Source organism: Nocardiopsis listeri, from assembly GCF_020741345.1.
Classification (GTDB): domain Bacteria; phylum Actinomycetota; class Actinomycetes; order Streptosporangiales; family Streptosporangiaceae; genus Nocardiopsis; species Nocardiopsis listeri_A.
The window spans coordinates 1-14,061 of record NZ_DYZD01000265.1 but is presented as its reverse complement, the minus strand read 5'-3'; the positions used below and the strand labels follow the sequence as shown (position 1 = coordinate 14,061).

The 14,061-nt window shown below is 65.7% G+C and carries 25 protein-coding genes; all 25 read right to left on the bottom strand.

From position 1 onward, the window contains the following. On the bottom strand, positions 1-733 hold a 733-nt coding region (gene truA / locus K8V84_RS14070; RefSeq protein ID WP_304074823.1), incomplete at its 3' end, for a tRNA pseudouridine(38-40) synthase TruA. Positions 734-852: 119 nt separating this feature from the next. Beyond that, entirely contained in the window at positions 853-1,341 is a 489-nt protein-coding gene (gene rplQ, locus K8V84_RS14065; RefSeq protein WP_304074821.1) for a 50S ribosomal protein L17, read from the bottom strand. Positions 1,342-1,407: 66 nt separating this feature from the next. Further along, on the bottom strand, positions 1,408-2,430 hold the full coding sequence (locus tag K8V84_RS14060; protein WP_304074819.1) for a DNA-directed RNA polymerase subunit alpha: 1,023 nt from the start codon (positions 2,428-2,430) through the stop codon (positions 1,408-1,410). Positions 2,431-2,609: 179 nt separating this feature from the next. After that, positions 2,610-3,014 carry a 30S ribosomal protein S11 gene (gene rpsK / locus K8V84_RS14055; protein WP_067597829.1) on the bottom strand — a complete coding sequence of 135 codons (405 nt, stop codon included), beginning with the start codon at positions 3,012-3,014 and terminating at the stop codon, positions 2,610-2,612. Positions 3,015-3,083: 69 nt separating this feature from the next. Then, the gene (rpsM, locus tag K8V84_RS14050) at positions 3,084-3,461 is read right to left on the bottom strand and encodes a 30S ribosomal protein S13 (RefSeq protein ID WP_304074816.1); all 378 of its coding nucleotides are present in this window, start codon (positions 3,459-3,461) and stop codon (positions 3,084-3,086) included. A 222-nt stretch (positions 3,462-3,683) separates the two neighbouring features. Continuing rightward, the gene (gene rpmJ, locus K8V84_RS14045; RefSeq protein WP_013156136.1) at positions 3,684-3,797 is read right to left on the bottom strand and encodes a 50S ribosomal protein L36; all 114 of its coding nucleotides are present in this window, start codon (positions 3,795-3,797) and stop codon (positions 3,684-3,686) included. A 54-nt stretch (positions 3,798-3,851) separates the two neighbouring features. Beyond that, positions 3,852-4,073 (bottom strand): translation initiation factor IF-1, encoded by a 222-nt coding sequence (gene infA / locus K8V84_RS14040; RefSeq protein WP_013156135.1) that lies wholly within the window; start codon positions 4,071-4,073, stop codon positions 3,852-3,854. A gap of 320 nt (positions 4,074-4,393) precedes the next feature. Next, on the bottom strand, positions 4,394-4,852 hold the full coding sequence (locus K8V84_RS14035; protein ID WP_304074805.1) for a DUF1707 domain-containing protein: 459 nt from the start codon (positions 4,850-4,852) through the stop codon (positions 4,394-4,396). A gap of 84 nt (positions 4,853-4,936) precedes the next feature. After that, positions 4,937-5,761, bottom strand: coding sequence for a type I methionyl aminopeptidase (map, locus tag K8V84_RS14030; RefSeq protein WP_304074803.1), 825 nt, complete (start codon positions 5,759-5,761; stop codon positions 4,937-4,939). Next, positions 5,761-6,420 carry an adenylate kinase gene (locus K8V84_RS14025; RefSeq protein ID WP_304074801.1) on the bottom strand — a complete coding sequence of 220 codons (660 nt, stop codon included), beginning with the start codon at positions 6,418-6,420 and terminating at the stop codon, positions 5,761-5,763. Before K8V84_RS14025 ends, map begins: the two co-directional genes overlap by 1 nt. Continuing rightward, positions 6,421-7,734 (bottom strand): preprotein translocase subunit SecY, encoded by a 1,314-nt coding sequence (gene secY / locus K8V84_RS14020; RefSeq protein ID WP_304074800.1) that lies wholly within the window; start codon positions 7,732-7,734, stop codon positions 6,421-6,423. A gap of 284 nt (positions 7,735-8,018) precedes the next feature. Beyond that, the gene (gene rplO, locus K8V84_RS14015) at positions 8,019-8,483 is read right to left on the bottom strand and encodes a 50S ribosomal protein L15 (protein ID WP_304074799.1); all 465 of its coding nucleotides are present in this window, start codon (positions 8,481-8,483) and stop codon (positions 8,019-8,021) included. Further along, a complete protein-coding gene (gene rpmD / locus K8V84_RS14010) occupies positions 8,480-8,665 on the bottom strand; it encodes a 50S ribosomal protein L30 (protein ID WP_017603897.1) in 186 nt (61 codons plus the stop codon). The genes rplO and rpmD overlap by 4 nt, the downstream gene beginning before the upstream one ends. Positions 8,666-8,667: 2 nt before the next feature. Continuing rightward, on the bottom strand, positions 8,668-9,270 hold the full coding sequence (gene rpsE / locus K8V84_RS14005) for a 30S ribosomal protein S5 (protein WP_304074796.1): 603 nt from the start codon (positions 9,268-9,270) through the stop codon (positions 8,668-8,670). 46 nt (positions 9,271-9,316) lie between these two features. Further along, positions 9,317-9,697 carry a 50S ribosomal protein L18 gene (rplR, locus tag K8V84_RS14000; protein ID WP_304074795.1) on the bottom strand — a complete coding sequence of 127 codons (381 nt, stop codon included), beginning with the start codon at positions 9,695-9,697 and terminating at the stop codon, positions 9,317-9,319. A gap of 2 nt (positions 9,698-9,699) precedes the next feature. After that, positions 9,700-10,236: a 50S ribosomal protein L6 gene (rplF, locus tag K8V84_RS13995; RefSeq protein WP_304074794.1), complete on the bottom strand. Its 537-nt coding sequence runs from the start codon at positions 10,234-10,236 to the stop codon at positions 9,700-9,702. Between the two features lie 18 nt (positions 10,237-10,254). Continuing rightward, complete coding sequence (gene rpsH / locus K8V84_RS13990) at positions 10,255-10,653, bottom strand: 30S ribosomal protein S8 (protein WP_067597865.1); 399 nt, start codon at positions 10,651-10,653, stop codon at positions 10,255-10,257. 270 nt (positions 10,654-10,923) lie between these two features. Continuing rightward, positions 10,924-11,109 carry a type Z 30S ribosomal protein S14 gene (locus K8V84_RS13985; RefSeq protein ID WP_067597799.1) on the bottom strand — a complete coding sequence of 62 codons (186 nt, stop codon included), beginning with the start codon at positions 11,107-11,109 and terminating at the stop codon, positions 10,924-10,926. A 10-nt stretch (positions 11,110-11,119) separates the two neighbouring features. Then, complete coding sequence (rplE, locus tag K8V84_RS13980) at positions 11,120-11,695, bottom strand: 50S ribosomal protein L5 (protein WP_067597796.1); 576 nt, start codon at positions 11,693-11,695, stop codon at positions 11,120-11,122. Beyond that, on the bottom strand, positions 11,695-12,000 hold the full coding sequence (gene rplX, locus K8V84_RS13975; RefSeq protein ID WP_304074791.1) for a 50S ribosomal protein L24: 306 nt from the start codon (positions 11,998-12,000) through the stop codon (positions 11,695-11,697). Before rplX ends, rplE begins: the two co-directional genes overlap by 1 nt. Positions 12,001-12,003: 3 nt before the next feature. Continuing rightward, positions 12,004-12,372 carry a 50S ribosomal protein L14 gene (rplN, locus tag K8V84_RS13970; RefSeq protein ID WP_067597790.1) on the bottom strand — a complete coding sequence of 123 codons (369 nt, stop codon included), beginning with the start codon at positions 12,370-12,372 and terminating at the stop codon, positions 12,004-12,006. A 104-nt stretch (positions 12,373-12,476) separates the two neighbouring features. After that, on the bottom strand, positions 12,477-12,749 hold the full coding sequence (rpsQ, locus tag K8V84_RS13965) for a 30S ribosomal protein S17 (RefSeq protein ID WP_304074789.1): 273 nt from the start codon (positions 12,747-12,749) through the stop codon (positions 12,477-12,479). Then, positions 12,746-13,000: a 50S ribosomal protein L29 gene (rpmC, locus tag K8V84_RS13960; RefSeq protein ID WP_067597784.1), complete on the bottom strand. Its 255-nt coding sequence runs from the start codon at positions 12,998-13,000 to the stop codon at positions 12,746-12,748. The genes rpsQ and rpmC overlap by 4 nt, the downstream gene beginning before the upstream one ends. Continuing rightward, positions 13,000-13,413 (bottom strand): 50S ribosomal protein L16, encoded by a 414-nt coding sequence (gene rplP, locus K8V84_RS13955; RefSeq protein WP_067597781.1) that lies wholly within the window; start codon positions 13,411-13,413, stop codon positions 13,000-13,002. Before rplP ends, rpmC begins: the two co-directional genes overlap by 1 nt. Before the next feature lie 3 nt (positions 13,414-13,416). Further along, on the bottom strand, positions 13,417-14,061 hold a 645-nt coding region (rpsC, locus tag K8V84_RS13950; protein ID WP_304074787.1), incomplete at its 5' end, for a 30S ribosomal protein S3.

Sequence of the window (14,061 nt, the reverse complement as noted above, 5' to 3'; positions counted from 1 at the left end):
GGGGACCGACAACGTGCACCGAGGAATCGCGCACGGCGGCGCCCAGGATCCGCCCAGGCCACTCCACGTCCTGACGGCCGTCCCCGACCGCCAGGAGCGCACCCACGAGCGCGCGGACCATGTTGTGGCAGAACGCGTCGGCCTGGATGGTTCCGGCCAGTACGTACTCGTCCTCGCGCACCCACGACAATCTCAGCAGCTCACGGATCGTGGTGGCGCCCTCCCGCTTCTTGCAAAAGGCCGCGAAGTCGTGCTCCCCGACGAGCAGGGTCGCCGCCTCGTTCATCCGGTCCACGTCCAACGGGTGCCGGTGCCAGAGCACGTCACGGCGGCGCAGCGGCTCCACACCGTAGGGAGCGTCGCTCACCCGGTACACGTAGCGGCGGAACAGCGGCGAGAACCTGGCGTCGAACCCGGGCGCGGCCACACGCACGGCGTTGACCCGAACGTCCCTGGGCAGCACCCCGGCCAACCGGCGCAGCACACGCTCGCCCTCGTTCTCCCAGGTCTCGCCCGGCACATCGAGCTGTGCCACCTGCCCGCGGGCGTGCACCCCCGCGTCGGTGCGCCCCGCACAGGTCACCGACACCTGCGGTAGACGCAGCACCTTGGCCAGAGCCGACTCCAGTTCACCCTGCACGGTCCGACGGGTCGGTTGGGTCGCCCAACCGGAGAAGTCCGTTCCGTCGTAGGCGATGTCCAGCCGCAGCCGGACGGTCTCGTTCTCGTCCATCCCCATCCGTTCCACCTCGCCGGCCACCCCGGTCCGGACAAAAGAGAAGTGCCCGACCCCCACAAGGGTCGGGCACTCACGAGGGCTTCGCGCGGACCTGCCGGCCACGCACGGGCACCCTACTTGCTCTCGGCGCTCTCCTCGGCGGCCTCGGGGGCCTCCTCGGTCTTGGCCTCGACGGTCTCCTCGGCGGGAGCCTCAGGGGTCTCCTCGACCGGGGCGGCAGCGGCGGCCGGAGCGGCGGGGGCGCTCAGCGCCTCGACCAGCTCGATGACAGCCATCGGGGCGTTGTCGCCCTTGCGCGGACCGATCTTGGTGATGCGGGTGTAACCACCGGGGCGGTTCTCGAAGCGCGGGCCGATCTCGGTGAAGAGCTCGTGCACGACGGCCTTGTCGGTGATCTTGGTGAGCACCTGACGACGGGCGTGCAGGTCACCGCGCTTGCCGAGGGTGATGAGCTTCTCGGCGTACGGACGCAGGCGCTTGGCCTTGGCCTCCGTGGTGCGGATACGGCCGTGCTGGAACAGCGAGGTGGCCAGGTTCGCCAGGATGTGCCGCTCGTGCGCGGGCCCGGAACCCAGACGGGCGCCCTTGGTAGGCGTGGGCATGTTTTCGTTCTCCTAGTGATGCGGTCCGCGGCCGCACTCGGCCGGGGACCATTGGGCGACGAAGGTCTAGAACTGCTCCGTCTCGACGAAGGACTCACCCTCGTCGTCCTCGGAGCCGAAGGAGTCGGCCGCGGTGCCGGGGTCGAATCCGGGCGGGGAATCCTTCAGGGACAGGCCCATGTCGACGAGCTTCTGCTTGACCTCGTCGATGGACTTGGCACCGAAGTTCCGGATGTCCAGAAGGTCCTGCTCAGAACGGGCAACCAGCTCGCCAACGCTGTGGATGCCCTCGCGCTTGAGGCAGTTGTAGGAACGAACCGTGAGGTTGAGGTCCTCGATCGGCAGCGCCAGGTCGGCCGCCAGGGCCGCGTCCGTCGGCGACGGGCCCATGTCGATGCCCTCGGCGTCGACGTTGAGCTCCCGCGCCAGACCGAACAGCTCGACCAGGGTCTTGCCCGCGCTGGCCACGGCGTCACGGGGACGGATGGCCGGCTTGGTCTCGATGTCGACGATCAGGCGGTCGAAGTCTGTGCGCTGCTCGACACGGGTCGCCTCGACCTTGTAGGTCACACGCAGCACGGGCGAGTAGATGGAGTCGATCGGAATGCGACCGATCTCCTGGCCCTGCTGCTTGTTCTGCGTCGCCGAGACGTAACCGCGGCCGCGCTCGACCGTCAGCTCCATCTCCAGCTTGCCCTTGCCGTTGAGCGTGGCGATGTGCAGGTCGGGGTTGTGCACCTCGACACCGGCCGGCGGAGCGATGTCCGCGGCGGTCACCACACCCGGGCCCTGCTTGCGCAGGTACATCAGCACCGGCTCGTCGTGCTCGGAGCTGACGACAAGGCCCTTGAGGTTGAGGATCATCTCCGTGACGTCCTCCTTGACACCGGGCACGGTGGTGAACTCGTGCTCGACGCCCTCGATGCGAATGCTGGTGACAGCCGCGCCGGGGATGGAGGACAGCAGGGTACGCCGGAGCGAGTTACCGATGGTGTAACCGAAACCCGGCTCCAGCGGCTCGATGACGAACTTCGAACGCCACTCGGAGATGGTCTCCTCAGTGAGCGTCGGACGCTGTGCGATCAACATGGTCCGTGTCTTCCCTTCCACATGGCCGCCCGCTATTTGACGGCCACCGGATGGACACCGCCCGGTCGGCGGTGTCCCCTGATCGGATTCCTACCCGGTCCGCCCCTCACCCCACCAGGGTGGAGGCGGACCGCACCACGAGGCGCCCGCGGGTAGGAGACGCGGGCGCCGGTACCGGCTCAGACGCGGCGGCGCTTCGGCGGGCGGCAGCCGTTGTGCGGAACCGGGGTGACGTCCTGGATGGAGCCCACCTCGAGCCCGGTCGCCTGCAGCGAACGGATGGCGGTCTCGCGGCCCGAGCCCGGGCCCTTCACGAAGACGTCGACCTTGCGCACACCGTGCTCCTGAGCACGACGAGCGGCGGCCTCGGCGGCCATCTGGGCGGCGTAGGGGGTGGACTTACGCGACCCCTTGAAACCGACCTGACCCGAGCTGGCCCACGAGATCACGGCACCGGTCGGGTCGGTGATGCTGACGACCGTGTTGTTGAACGTGCTCTTGATGTGAGCGTGCCCGTGGACAATGTTCTTCTTTTCCTTGCGGCGCACCTTGCGCGCGGCACCCTGACGGCCCTTAGGCGGCATGCGTGAAACTCCCAGAGATCATCGGTCCGTTGATTACTTCTCGGACGCGGTCGACAGGTCCGAGGCGGACTACTTCTTGGCCTTCTTCTTGCCGGCCACGGTCTTCTTCTTGCCCTTACGGGTACGGGCGTTGGTCTGCGTGCGCTGACCACGCACCGGGAGACCACGACGGTGACGGATGCCCTGGTAGCTACCGATCTCCATCTTGCGACGGATGTCGGCCTGGACCTCGCGTCGCAGGTCACCCTCGACCTGGTAGTTGGCGTCGATCCAGTCGCGCAGCTTGACCAGGTCCTCTTCGGACAGCTGGTGGACGCGCGTGTTCCCGTCGACACCGGTGTTCTTCAGGGTTTCGATGGCGCGAGTGCGGCCAACCCCGAAAACGTACGTGAGAGCAATCTCCACCCGCTTGTCGCGGGGGAGGTCTACGCCGGCAATACGTGCCATGTGGGCGAGACTCCATCCATGCATGTGCGGAGGTCTGACCCGTTCCATCCTCTCGTCGCCCAATCGACGAGGCCCCGGCCTCCGACCGAGGGTTCTCCCCCACCGCCAACGGGCGGGAGATCGGAACAGGTTTTTCGTTGTTTCAAGGGCCCGGCCGGGGAACCAATCCCCTACCCGGGTCCGGTGCGACGCGGAAGTCGCGGCCGGCGAACCGGGGCTTGGTCAGCCCTGGCGCTGCTTGTGCCGCGGGTCCGAGCAAATGACCATGATCCGGCCGTTACGGCGAATCACGCGGCACTTCGCGCAGATCTTCTTCACGCTCGGCTTGACCTTCATGGTGACTCCGAACTCATCACATCACCAGTCACGGGCCGTGCGGCCCCGGACGGGCTACTTGTAGCGGTAAACGATGCGCCCGCGCGTGAGGTCGTACGGGCTCAGTTCCACGACGACACGGTCGTCGGGAAGAATACGAATGTAGTTCATTCGCATCTTGCCGCTGATGTGGGCAAGAACCTGGTGCCCGTTATCGAGCTCTACCTTGAACATAGCGTTGGGTAGGGACTCGACAACGGAACCCTCGATCTCGATGGCGCCGTCTTTCTTTGCCATGTCCTCCACGCCTCGCTCATCGATTTGGTTGATCAGGACGACCCGACGCGACCTGAGTGGTCCCTCGCATGACGCGACGGCCCCGGCGGCCACGGATACACCGCGCCACCGACGCCGGAACACACTGGAAGTCCAGGCCAACTGCAAGGCTTACGTCGATAAGAAGACGTGGCACAAAGAAGGCAGACTGACCCAACAGCCCGCGTATGGGCAGTGACAGTCTATCCCCTTCCGGCAAGTGCTCTCGACACGAGAGCAGAGCAGCCTACACGCTCCGCCTCACCGAACGAAACCACCCGCCCTGAAGCGGATCAGGCGCTTCAACCCTGTTCGGAGTCCTGGCCGCCCTTTTGGGCGGCCAGGACTCCGAACGTCACCACGAGCATCAGGATTCCCCAGGGCGCCAGGACCCACAGGAACCACGGATACGAAGCGTCGGTGGTCAGGTACAGGATGAGCCAGATGGTGAAGCAGAGGATGTTGACGCCGCCGTAGAGCCACCACGGGACCATCAGGGCCGGATCCCGCAGGCGCAGCGGCGGCGCCGCCACGCTCGTCTCGAAGCCGCCCGTGTGTCGGGTGTCCGCGACATCCCTCTCGGGAAGGTCCGCCGTCACCCTGGCGAGGTCGTCCGTCGTCTTGGCCTTGTACGCCTGGCCGAGACGCTCGGTGAACTCCTCGTGGTCGAGCCGCCCCTGGGCGAAGTGCTCCTGGAGCAGCCGCGCCACCCGATCGCGTTCGGAGTCGGAGGTTCGTGTGGAAGGCCCCGGGTCGGACACTGTTCGTACCTCGCCTTTACACCAGGGAGTGGTCACCACCCCATCGCCGCCGGATCCCGACGGGACGCGGGGGTGGGCCCGCCGTCACCAGGTCGGCTGGACGAACCCCATCGAGTCGATTTTATCGCGGTTGGACTCGCGTGCGGTCAGCACCATCGGACCTTCGGCGGTGATGGCCACAGTGTGCTCGAAGTGGGCCGCGCGACGACCGTCCCTCGTCACGACGGTCCAACCGTCGTCGAGTTCCACCACGTCGTGCTTGCCCAGCGTGGTCATCGGCTCGATCGCCAGGCACATGCCCTCGCGAAGCCGCATGCCCTTGCCGCGCTTGCCGTAGTTGAGCACGTGCGGGTCCATGTGCATCTGGGTGCCGATGCCGTGGCCACCGTACTCGCGCACGTTGCCGTAGCCACCGTTCTGCGAAATGTAGCCGCCGATCGCGTGACCGATGTCCCCGAGGCGCTTGCCCGGGACCATCTCGGCGATCCCCCGCCACATGGACTCCTCGCACACGTCCATCATGGCCAGGTCCTCGGAGCGGGCCTCGCCCACCGCGATGGTGACCGCGGAGTCGCCGTGCCAGCCGTCGAGGATGGCACCGCAGTCGATGGAGATGATGTCGCCGTCGGCCAGCACACGCTCGGAACTGGGGATGCCGTGCACGACCTCCTCGTTCACCGAGGCACAGATCGACCCGGGGAAACCGTGGTAGCCCTTGAACGACGGGATGGCCCCGGCGCCCCGGATCACCTTCTCGGCGATCGAGTCGAGTTCGAGGGTGGACACTCCGGGCCGCACGGCGGCCCGGAGGGTGTCCAAGGCGTCGGCCACGACCTGGCCCGCCGCCCTCATCTTGGCGATCTGCTCCGGCGTCTTGATCTGCACGTCGGGATCGGCCTTGCCGAACATCAGGCGGCCGACCTCTTCTCGGCGATGGCCGACTTGGCTCGCGACGTCACCTCGGCCACGGGGCCCGTGGCCGAGATCGTGGCCAGCAGGCCCTCACCGGAGTAGTACTCGACCAGCGGCGCGGTCTGCTCGCGGTAGACCTTCAGGCGGTGCCGGATGGTCTCCTCACGGTCGTCCTCGCGCTGGTACAGCTCGGCACCCTCGTTGTCGCACTTGCCCGCCACGTTCGGGGCGTCGTATTCGACGTGGTACACCCGACCGCACTCGGGGCAGGATCGACGACCGGAGAGGCGCTTGACGACCTCCTCCTCGTCGACCCTCAGCTCCAGGACGACGTCCAGGTTCGAGCCGAGGTCGGCGAGCATCCCCTTGAGCGTCTCCGCCTGGGGGACGTTACGAGGGAACCCGTCGAGCAGGAAACCCCCCGCGGCGTCGTCCTGGGCCAGTCGGTCCTTGACCATGGCGTTGGTGATCTCGTCGGGGACGAGGTCGCCACGGTCCATGAACTCCTTGGCCTTCTTGCCGAGTTCGGTACCACCACTGACGTTGGCCCGGAAGATGTCACCGGTGGACACCTTCGGGATCGACAGCTCTTCCGCGAGGATCTGGGCCTGGGTGCCTTTACCGGCCCCAGGCGGCCCCACCAATACAGCTCGCATTTATCGCAGAAAACCTTCGTAGTTCCTCTGCTGGAGGTGACTCTCGATCTGCTTCACCGTGTCCAGCCCGACACCGACCATGATCAGGATGCTCGTCCCGCCGAAGGGGAAGTTCATGTCGGCACCGGTGGCACCGAGAGCGACCATCGGCAGGAGAGCGATCACACCCAGGTACAGAGAGCCGGGAGTCGTGAGCCGAGTGAGCACGAAGTCGAGATACTCGGCGGTCGGACGCCCTGGTCGGATACCCGGGATGAACCCACCGTACTTCTTCATGTTGTCGGCGACTTCGGTGGGGTTGAAGGTAATCGCCACGTAGAAGAACGCGAAGCCGACGATCATGACGAAGAAGGTCGCCATGTAGACGGGGTGAGTGCCGGTGAGGAAGTAGGTCTGGAAGAACTGAGCCACCGGATGGGTGGAGTCCTGACCGATCAGACCCACGATCAGCTGCGGGAGGTACAGCAAAGAAGAGGCGAAGATCACGGGGATGATGCCCGCCTGGTTGACCTTCAGCGGGATGTAGGTGGAACTGCCCCCGTACATCCGACGGCCCACCATCCGTTTCGCGTACTGCACCGGGATACGGCGCTGGGCCTGCTCCATGAACACCACGGCGGTGATCAGGGCCAGGGCGGCGATACAGATGATGATGAAGATCCAGATGGAGCGCTCTTCGTACAGACCCATGATCGAGGACGGGAAGACCGCGATGACCTGGGTGAAGATGAGCAGCGACATGCCGTTGCCGACACCGCGCTCGGTGATGAGCTCGCCCATCCACATGATGATCACGGTGCCGCCGGTCATCGTGAAGACGATGGTCACCATCGTCATGATGTCCTGGTTGGGCATGTAGGACGAGACCGGGATGGCGTTCTGGAACAGCGCACCGGTGCGGGCCATGGCCACGATGCTGGTCGCCTGCAGCACCGCCAGCATGAGCGTGAGATAGCGGGTGTACTGGGTGATCTTGCCCTGACCGGCCTGGCCCTCCTTCTTGAGGGACTCCAGGCGGGGGATGACCACCGTCAGCAGGTTGATGATGATGCTCGCGGTGATGTACGGCATGACCCCGAGCGCGAACACCGCCAGTTGCAGAAGCGCTCCACCACTGAACAGGTTGACCAGGGCGTAGACGCCGGACTGGTCGGCGGTGGTGATGGTCTCCATCTGTTCCCTGATCGCCGCCGAGTCGATGCCCGGGGCCGGGATCACCGATCCCAGACGGAACAGCGTCAGGATGAACAGTGTGAACAGCAGCTTATTGCGCAGGTCGGGCGTGCGGAATGCACGAACGAACGCACCTAGCACGTCTCCTCCTGCGCGGCTTCGGCGGCGGAACGGGTTCCAGACATCGCGGCCGATCCTGAATCGTCGTAGAACGTCAGCAGCGGGCACGTCGCCCGTTGCTCGGAAGTACTCACATTACGTCAAGCGGGGAGCTCAAACAGATGGCACTGTAACAGCCATCACCCAATAGCAGGGTTCGTGAGCCATAACGATCAACACTCACAATGCGTGAGGGCGCCCGACCAGCCGATCCTCGCGGATCCTGCCGGGCGGACGCCCCCAAATGCGCATCGTAGGGAAAACCCCTACAGCTCGGTGACGGTGCCACCGGCGGCGGTGATCTTCTCCTTCGCCGAGGAGGAGAACGCGTTCACGCTCACCTGCACGGCGACGGTGATCTCACCGGTGCCCAGCACCTTGACGGGCTGGTTCTTGCGAACCGCGCCCTTGTCGACCAGACCCTCGACGGTGACCTCGCCACCCTCGGGGTAGAGCTCGCTCAGCCTGTCCAGGTTGACGACCTGGTAGGTCGTCTTGAACAGGGAGTTGCTGAAGCCCTTGAGCTTCGGGACCCGGCGGATGAGGGGCATCTGCCCACCCTCGAAACCGGGCCGGACGGTGTTACGAGCCTTCGTGCCCTTGGTACCGCGACCGGCGGTCTTACCCTTGGAGGCCTCGCCACGACCCTTGCGGATCTTGGCCTTGTTGGCACCCGGGGCGGGACGCAGGTGGTGGAGCTTGAGCGGCTCGTCGGGGCTGTAGTCGCTCATTCTGCGACCTCCTCGACAGTGACGAGGTGCGAGACGATCGTGATCTGCCCGCGAACCTCAGGGCGGTCCTCACGGACGGTGGACTTACCGATCCGGCCCAGACCCAGCGACTGGAGAGCAGCGCGCTGCTTCTCCTTGCCGCCGATCTTGGAGCCGGTCTGCGTGATCTTGATCTTTGCCATGATCAGGCTCCTGCCTTCGCCTCAGCACGAGCGCGCAGCATGGCGGCCGGGGCGACGTCCTCGATCGGCAGGCCACGACGGGCGGCGATCTCCTCGGGCTGGTTGAGGCCCTTCAGAGCGGCCACCGTGGCGCGCACGATGTTGAGCGGGTTGGACGAACCGAGCGACTTGCTCAGGACGTCGTGGATACCGGCGCACTCCAGGACGGCGCGGACCGGACCACCGGCGATCACACCGGTACCCGGGGCGGCCGGACGCAGCAGGACGACACCCGCGGCATCCTCACCCTGGATCTGGTGCGTGATCGTGCCCTGGACGCGGGGGACGCGGAAGAAGTTCTTCTTCGCCTCCTCGACACCCTTGGCGATGGCGGCCGGGACTTCCTTGGCCTTGCCGTAACCGACACCCACCATGCCGTTACCGTCACCGACGATGACGAGCGCGGTGAAGGAGAAGCGACGGCCGCCCTTGACGACCTTCGCGACCCGGTTGATGGTCACGACCTTCTCGATGTAGGAGACACCCTTGTCTGCGGCGCCGCCGCGGCGATCGTCACGGCGATCACGCCGCTCGCCACCGGCGCCGCGCCGCGGTGCTGCAGCCATCAGTGGTTCCTCTTCTCGTGGTTGTTCTCGGCCTGTACAACGGTCATCAGAACTCCAGCCCGCCTTCGCGCGCCGCCTCGGCGAGCTTCACGATGCGGCCGGCGTACCGGTTACCGGCACGGTCGAAGACGACCTTGGTGATGCCGGCGTCCTTCGCGCGCTGCGCGACGAGCTCGCCGACCTTCACGGACTTGTCGGACTTGGTGCCATCGGCGCCACGCACATCCGCTTCGACGCTGGAGGCGGCGACCAGGGTGTGACCCTTGGTGTCGTCGATGACCTGCGCGACGATGTGCTTGGAGGAGCGGAAGACGGCCAGACGGGGACGCTCGGCGGTGCCCACGACCTTCTTGCGCACCCGGAACTGGCGACGCTTGCGAGCGGTGGTGGCCTTCGCGGTGCGCTTGCGGCTCACGGTGATGCCCATGCCTACTTACCAGCCTTTCCGGCCTTGCGGCGGATGTGCTCACCCTGGTAGCGCACGCCCTTGGCCTTGTACGGGTCAGGCCTGCGCAGACCGCGGATGTTCGCGGCGACCTGGCCCACCAGCTGCTTGTCGATGCCCTCGACGTGAAGGATCGTCGGCTTCTCCACGCGGAAGGAGATGCCTTCCGGCGGCTCCACCACGACGGGGTGGCTGTAGCCCAGCGAGAACTCCAGGTTGGAGCCGCGAGCCTGCACCCGGTAACCCACGCCGTGGATTTCCAGAGTCTTGGAGTAGCCCTTGGAGACACCCTCGACGAGGTTCGCGATCATCGCACGGTTCAGACCGTGCAGCGACCGGTTCTCCGGCTTGTCGTCGGGACGCGACACCGTGACCACACCATCCTCGAAGGAGGCGGTGATGGGCTCGGTGATCGTGTGCTTCAGTTCGCCCTTCGGCCCCTTGACAGTGACGTCTTGCCCGTTAATCGTGACCTCGACGCCCTTGGGGACCGAGAGCGGCAGTCGACCGATACGCGACATGCTTTTCGTCTCTCCCTATTACCAGACGTAAGCGAGGACTTCGCCGCCCACGCCACGCTTCTTGGCCTGCTTGTCAGTCATCAGGCCGCCGGACGTCGAAATGATGGCCACACCGAGGCCACCCAGAACGCGAGGAAGGTTGTCCTTCTTCGCGTACACGCGGAGACCGGGCTTGGACACCCGGCGGATGCCCGCGATGGAGCGCTCACGCGTGGGGCCGTACTTCAGCTCCAGGACGAGGCTCTGGCCGACTGTGGCCTCCTCGGTCCGCCACCCCTGAATGAAGCCCTCATGCTGGAGGACCTCGGCGATGTGCGCCTTGATCTTGGAAAACGGCATCGTCACGGTGTCGTGGTAAGCCGAATTCGCGTTACGCAGACGCGTCAACATGTCTGCGATCGGGTCGGTCATTGTCATGGCCGACTGGCCCTTCCTCACCGCGGTTTCCGAGTGCGGGCCTTCCCAGAGCCTGCCTTCCGCGAGGTTTCCCCCGTGAAGTGCACAAACGGACCTTCGGCGTGGTCGTGGGCACCGCTGTCCCCGTGGGACTGCCGTGCCCTGGTGAATGAATTTCGCTTTCCCGTCAAATTCCGTGGTGGAGGATGACGGGTCCTGCGTCGAGCCACCGGGAAGGTGGCGTCTCCGGGGGCCGACCAGGCGCGTGAGCGCGGTCGGCCCGGCCGGAAACTACCAGCTCGACTTGGTGATGCCGGGCAGCTCGCCCCGGTGCGCCATCTCGCGGAAGCAGATACGGCACAGGCCGAACTTCTTGAAGACGGCACGCGGGCGACCGCACCGCGAGCATCGAGTATATGCCCGAACGCCGAACTTCGGCTTCCGGTTCGCCTTGGCGATCAGGGACTTCTTAGCCATGTTTAACCCCTCAGGCTTCCTTGAACGGGAAACCGAGCCGCTTGAGCAGGCTGCGGCCCTGGTCGTCGATGGTGGCGGTGGTGACGACAGTGATGTCCATCCCACGCTGCCGGTCGACCTTGTCCGGGTTCACCTCGTGGAACATGACCTGTTCGGTCAGACCGAAGGTGTAGTTCCCGTTCCCGTCGAACTGCTTGGGGGAAAGGCCACGGAAGTCCCGGATACGGGGCAGGGCCAGGGAGAGCAGCCGGTCGAGGAACTCCCACATCCGGTCGCCGCGCAGCGTCACGCTGGCACCGATCGGCTGACCTTCGCGCAGCTTGAACTGCGCGATGGAGTTCTTGGCCCGGTTGATCTTCGGCTTCTGCCCGGTGATCGCCGAAAGGTCGGCGATCGCGCCTTGAATGAGCTTCGCGTCACGAGCCGCCTCGCCGACGCCCATGTTCACCACGATCTTCGTGAGACCGGGGATCTGCATGACGTTCTCGATGCCGAACTCGTCCTTGAGGCCCGCAACGATCTCGTTGCGGTACTTCTCCTTCAGACGCGGCATCGGAGGGGCGGTGATGTCGTTGGTAACCGTCATCAGATGTCCTTACCGGTGCGGCGGGAGACGCGAACCTTGGTTCCGTCCTCCTCGAAGCGGTAGCCGACCCGGGTGGCCTTGCCTTCCACCGCGAGCGCAACGTTGCTCACGTGGATGGAGGCCTCCTTGGTGACGACCTCTCCCTGCTCGCCACCGGCGGGGTTGGCCTTCCTGTGCTTCTTGACCAGGTTGACGCCCTCGACGATGACACGGTCTTCCTTGGGAAGGGCCTTGACGACCTTCCCCGTGGCACCCTTGTCCTTGCCGGCGAGAACGATGACCTCGTCGCCAGATTTGATCTTCATCGCTTAGAGCACCTCCGGCGCCAGCGAAATGATGCGCATGTACTTCTTGTCACGCAGCTCACGGCCCACCGGGCCGAAGATGCGGGTGCCTCGCGGGTCCCCACCGTCCTTGATGAGCACGGCAGCGTTCTCATCGAAGCGGATGTAGGAGCCGTCGGGCCGGCGGCGCTCCTTGGCGGTGCGCACGATAACGGCCTTGACGACGTCGCCCTTCTTGACTCCAGCGCCAGGCAGGGCGTCCTTCACCGTGGCGACGATGGTGTCGCCCATTCCGGCGTAGCGCCGACCCGAGCCACCGAGAACACGGATGGTAAGGATCTCCTTGGCACCCGTGTTGTCGGCGACCTTGAGTCGCGACTCCTGCTGAATCACGTCTGCTCCTGATTTGATGCGTGCGGTCCACTGCCGCACGGCTAGGTGGTCTCACCCCTCGCGACGGCGGCCGACAACTGGTGTCGGCCGCCGACAGGCCGGGGTTACTTAGCCTTCTCCAGGATCTCCACGACGCGCCAACGCTTCGTCGCGGAGAGCGGCCGGGTCTCCATCATGAGGACCCGGTCACCGACGCCACAGGAGTTCGCCTCATCGTGGGCCTTGTACTTGGTCGTCCGACGGATGACCTTGCCGTACAGGGCGTGCGTGACACGGTCTTCGACCTCGACAACGACGGTCTTGTCCATCTTGTCGCTGACGACGAGGCCTTCACGCGTCTTGCGGTCGTTACGGGCCGCGGTCTGGTTCTCAGTCATTCGGCTGCTTCCTTCGTCTCCTCAGCCGACTCACCAGACAGCGGGACGATGCCCAGCTCGTGCTCGCGCATGACCGTGTAGATCCGCGCGATCTCGCGCTTGACCGTGCGAAGACGGCTGTGGTTGTCGAGCTGGCCGGTGGCGGCCTGGAAGCGGAGGTTGAAGAGCTCTTCCTTGGCTTCCTTGAGCTTGGTGACCAGGTCCTCGACGGACTGGTCGCGCAGCTCATGGGCAGTCACGGACTTCGCCATCACTCCCCCTCACGCTTAACAAACTTGCACTTCATCGGGAGCTTGTGCATGGCACGGCTCATGGCCTCCTTGGCCACCGCCTCGGGCACGCCCGACAGCTCGAACATCACGCGACCCGGCTTGACCGGCGCGACCCACCACTCGGGCGAGCCCTTACCGGAGCCCATACGGACCTCGGCCGGCTTCTTGGTCAGCGGACGGTCCGGGAAGATGTTGATCCACACCTTGCCGCCACGCTTGATGTGACGCGTCATGGCGATACGAGCGGACTCGATCTGACGGTTCGTCACGTAAGCGGACTCAAGGGCCTGGATACCGTACTCACCGAAGGTGACCCGGGTCCCGCCCTTGGCCTTGCCACGAAGGTCCGGGTGGTGCTGCTTGCGGTACTTGACCTTACGAGGAATAAGCACTGGTCAGCTCCCCTCGGTCTTCGGGGCCTCGGCGGAAGCGCCGGCCTTGGCTTCGGTGCTCTGCTGACCGCCACCCGCGGGGCCGCCACGACGGCGGCGCTGCGGACGCTCGCGGCGCTGACCGCCACCGGCGGTACGCTGCGCGGCCTGGGCGGCCTCACGCTCGGCGCGGGTCACAGGGGCGTCGCCCTTGTAGATCCACACCTTCACACCGATGCGACCGAACGTCGTCCGGGCCTCGAAGAAGCCGTAGTCGATGTCGGCGCGAAGCGTGTGCAGCGGGACCCGACCCTCGCGGTAGAACTCCGAGCGGGACATTTCAGCCCCACCCAGACGACCACCACACTGGATACGGATGCCCTTGGCACCGCTCTTCATCGCGCTCTGCATGGCCTTACGCATCGCGCGGCGGAACGCCACGCGGCTGCTCAGCTGCTCGGCGACGCCCTGGGCGACGAGCTGCGCGTCGATCTCCGGGTTCTTCACCTCGAAGACGTTCAGCTGCACCTGCTTGCCGGTCAGCTTCTCAAGGTCCGTACGGATCCGGTCGGCCTCCACACCGCGGCGGCCGATGACGATGCCCGGCCGGGCGGTGTAGACGTCCACGCGGACACGGTCACGGGTGCGCTCGATCTCGACCTTGGAGAT

Bases quoted from the DNA above. Each gene is read 5' to 3' on its own strand.
- rplQ (WP_304074821.1), bottom strand. From the start codon at position 1,341: ATGCCCACGCCTACCAAGGGCGCCCGTCTGGGTTCCGGGCCCGCGCAC.
- infA (WP_013156135.1), bottom strand. From the start codon at position 4,073: ATGGCAAAGAAAGACGGCGCCATCGAGATCGAGGGTTCCGTTGTCGAG.
- rplE (WP_067597796.1), bottom strand. From the start codon at position 11,695: ATGACGGTTACCAACGACATCACCGCCCCTCCGATGCCGCGTCTGAAG.
- K8V84_RS14025 (WP_304074801.1), bottom strand. From the start codon at position 6,420: ATGCGAGCTGTATTGGTGGGGCCGCCTGGGGCCGGTAAAGGCACCCAG.
- rpmC (WP_067597784.1), bottom strand. From the start codon at position 13,000: ATGGCGAAGTCCGTGACTGCCCATGAGCTGCGCGACCAGTCCGTCGAG.
- rpsH (WP_067597865.1), bottom strand. From the start codon at position 10,653: ATGACAATGACCGACCCGATCGCAGACATGTTGACGCGTCTGCGTAAC.
- rpsK (WP_067597829.1), bottom strand. From the start codon at position 3,014: ATGCCGCCTAAGGGCCGTCAGGGTGCCGCGCGCAAGGTGCGCCGCAAG.
- rplO (WP_304074799.1), bottom strand. From the start codon at position 8,483: ATGAGCGACTACAGCCCCGACGAGCCGCTCAAGCTCCACCACCTGCGT.
- rplF (WP_304074794.1), bottom strand. From the start codon at position 10,236: ATGTCGCGTATCGGTCGACTGCCGCTCTCGGTCCCCAAGGGCGTCGAG.
- rpsQ (WP_304074789.1), bottom strand. From the start codon at position 12,749: ATGACTGAGAACCAGACCGCGGCCCGTAACGACCGCAAGACGCGTGAA.
- rpsE (WP_304074796.1), bottom strand. From the start codon at position 9,270: ATGGCTGCAGCACCGCGGCGCGGCGCCGGTGGCGAGCGGCGTGATCGC.
- map (WP_304074803.1), bottom strand. From the start codon at position 5,761: ATGTTCGGCAAGGCCGATCCCGACGTGCAGATCAAGACGCCGGAGCAG.
- K8V84_RS13985 (WP_067597799.1), bottom strand. From the start codon at position 11,109: ATGGCTAAGAAGTCCCTGATCGCCAAGGCGAACCGGAAGCCGAAGTTC.
- K8V84_RS14060 (WP_304074819.1), bottom strand. From the start codon at position 2,430: ATGTTGATCGCACAGCGTCCGACGCTCACTGAGGAGACCATCTCCGAG.
- rpmD (WP_017603897.1), bottom strand. From the start codon at position 8,665: ATGGCAAAGATCAAGATCACGCAGACCGGCTCCAAGATCGGCGGCAAG.
- rplR (WP_304074795.1), bottom strand. From the start codon at position 9,697: ATGGGCATCACCGTGAGCCGCAAGCGCACCGCGAAGGCCACCACCGCT.
- rpmJ (WP_013156136.1), bottom strand. From the start codon at position 3,797: ATGAAGGTCAAGCCGAGCGTGAAGAAGATCTGCGCGAAGTGCCGCGTG.
- rpsM (WP_304074816.1), bottom strand. From the start codon at position 3,461: ATGGCACGTATTGCCGGCGTAGACCTCCCCCGCGACAAGCGGGTGGAG.
- rplX (WP_304074791.1), bottom strand. From the start codon at position 12,000: ATGAAGATCAAATCTGGCGACGAGGTCATCGTTCTCGCCGGCAAGGAC.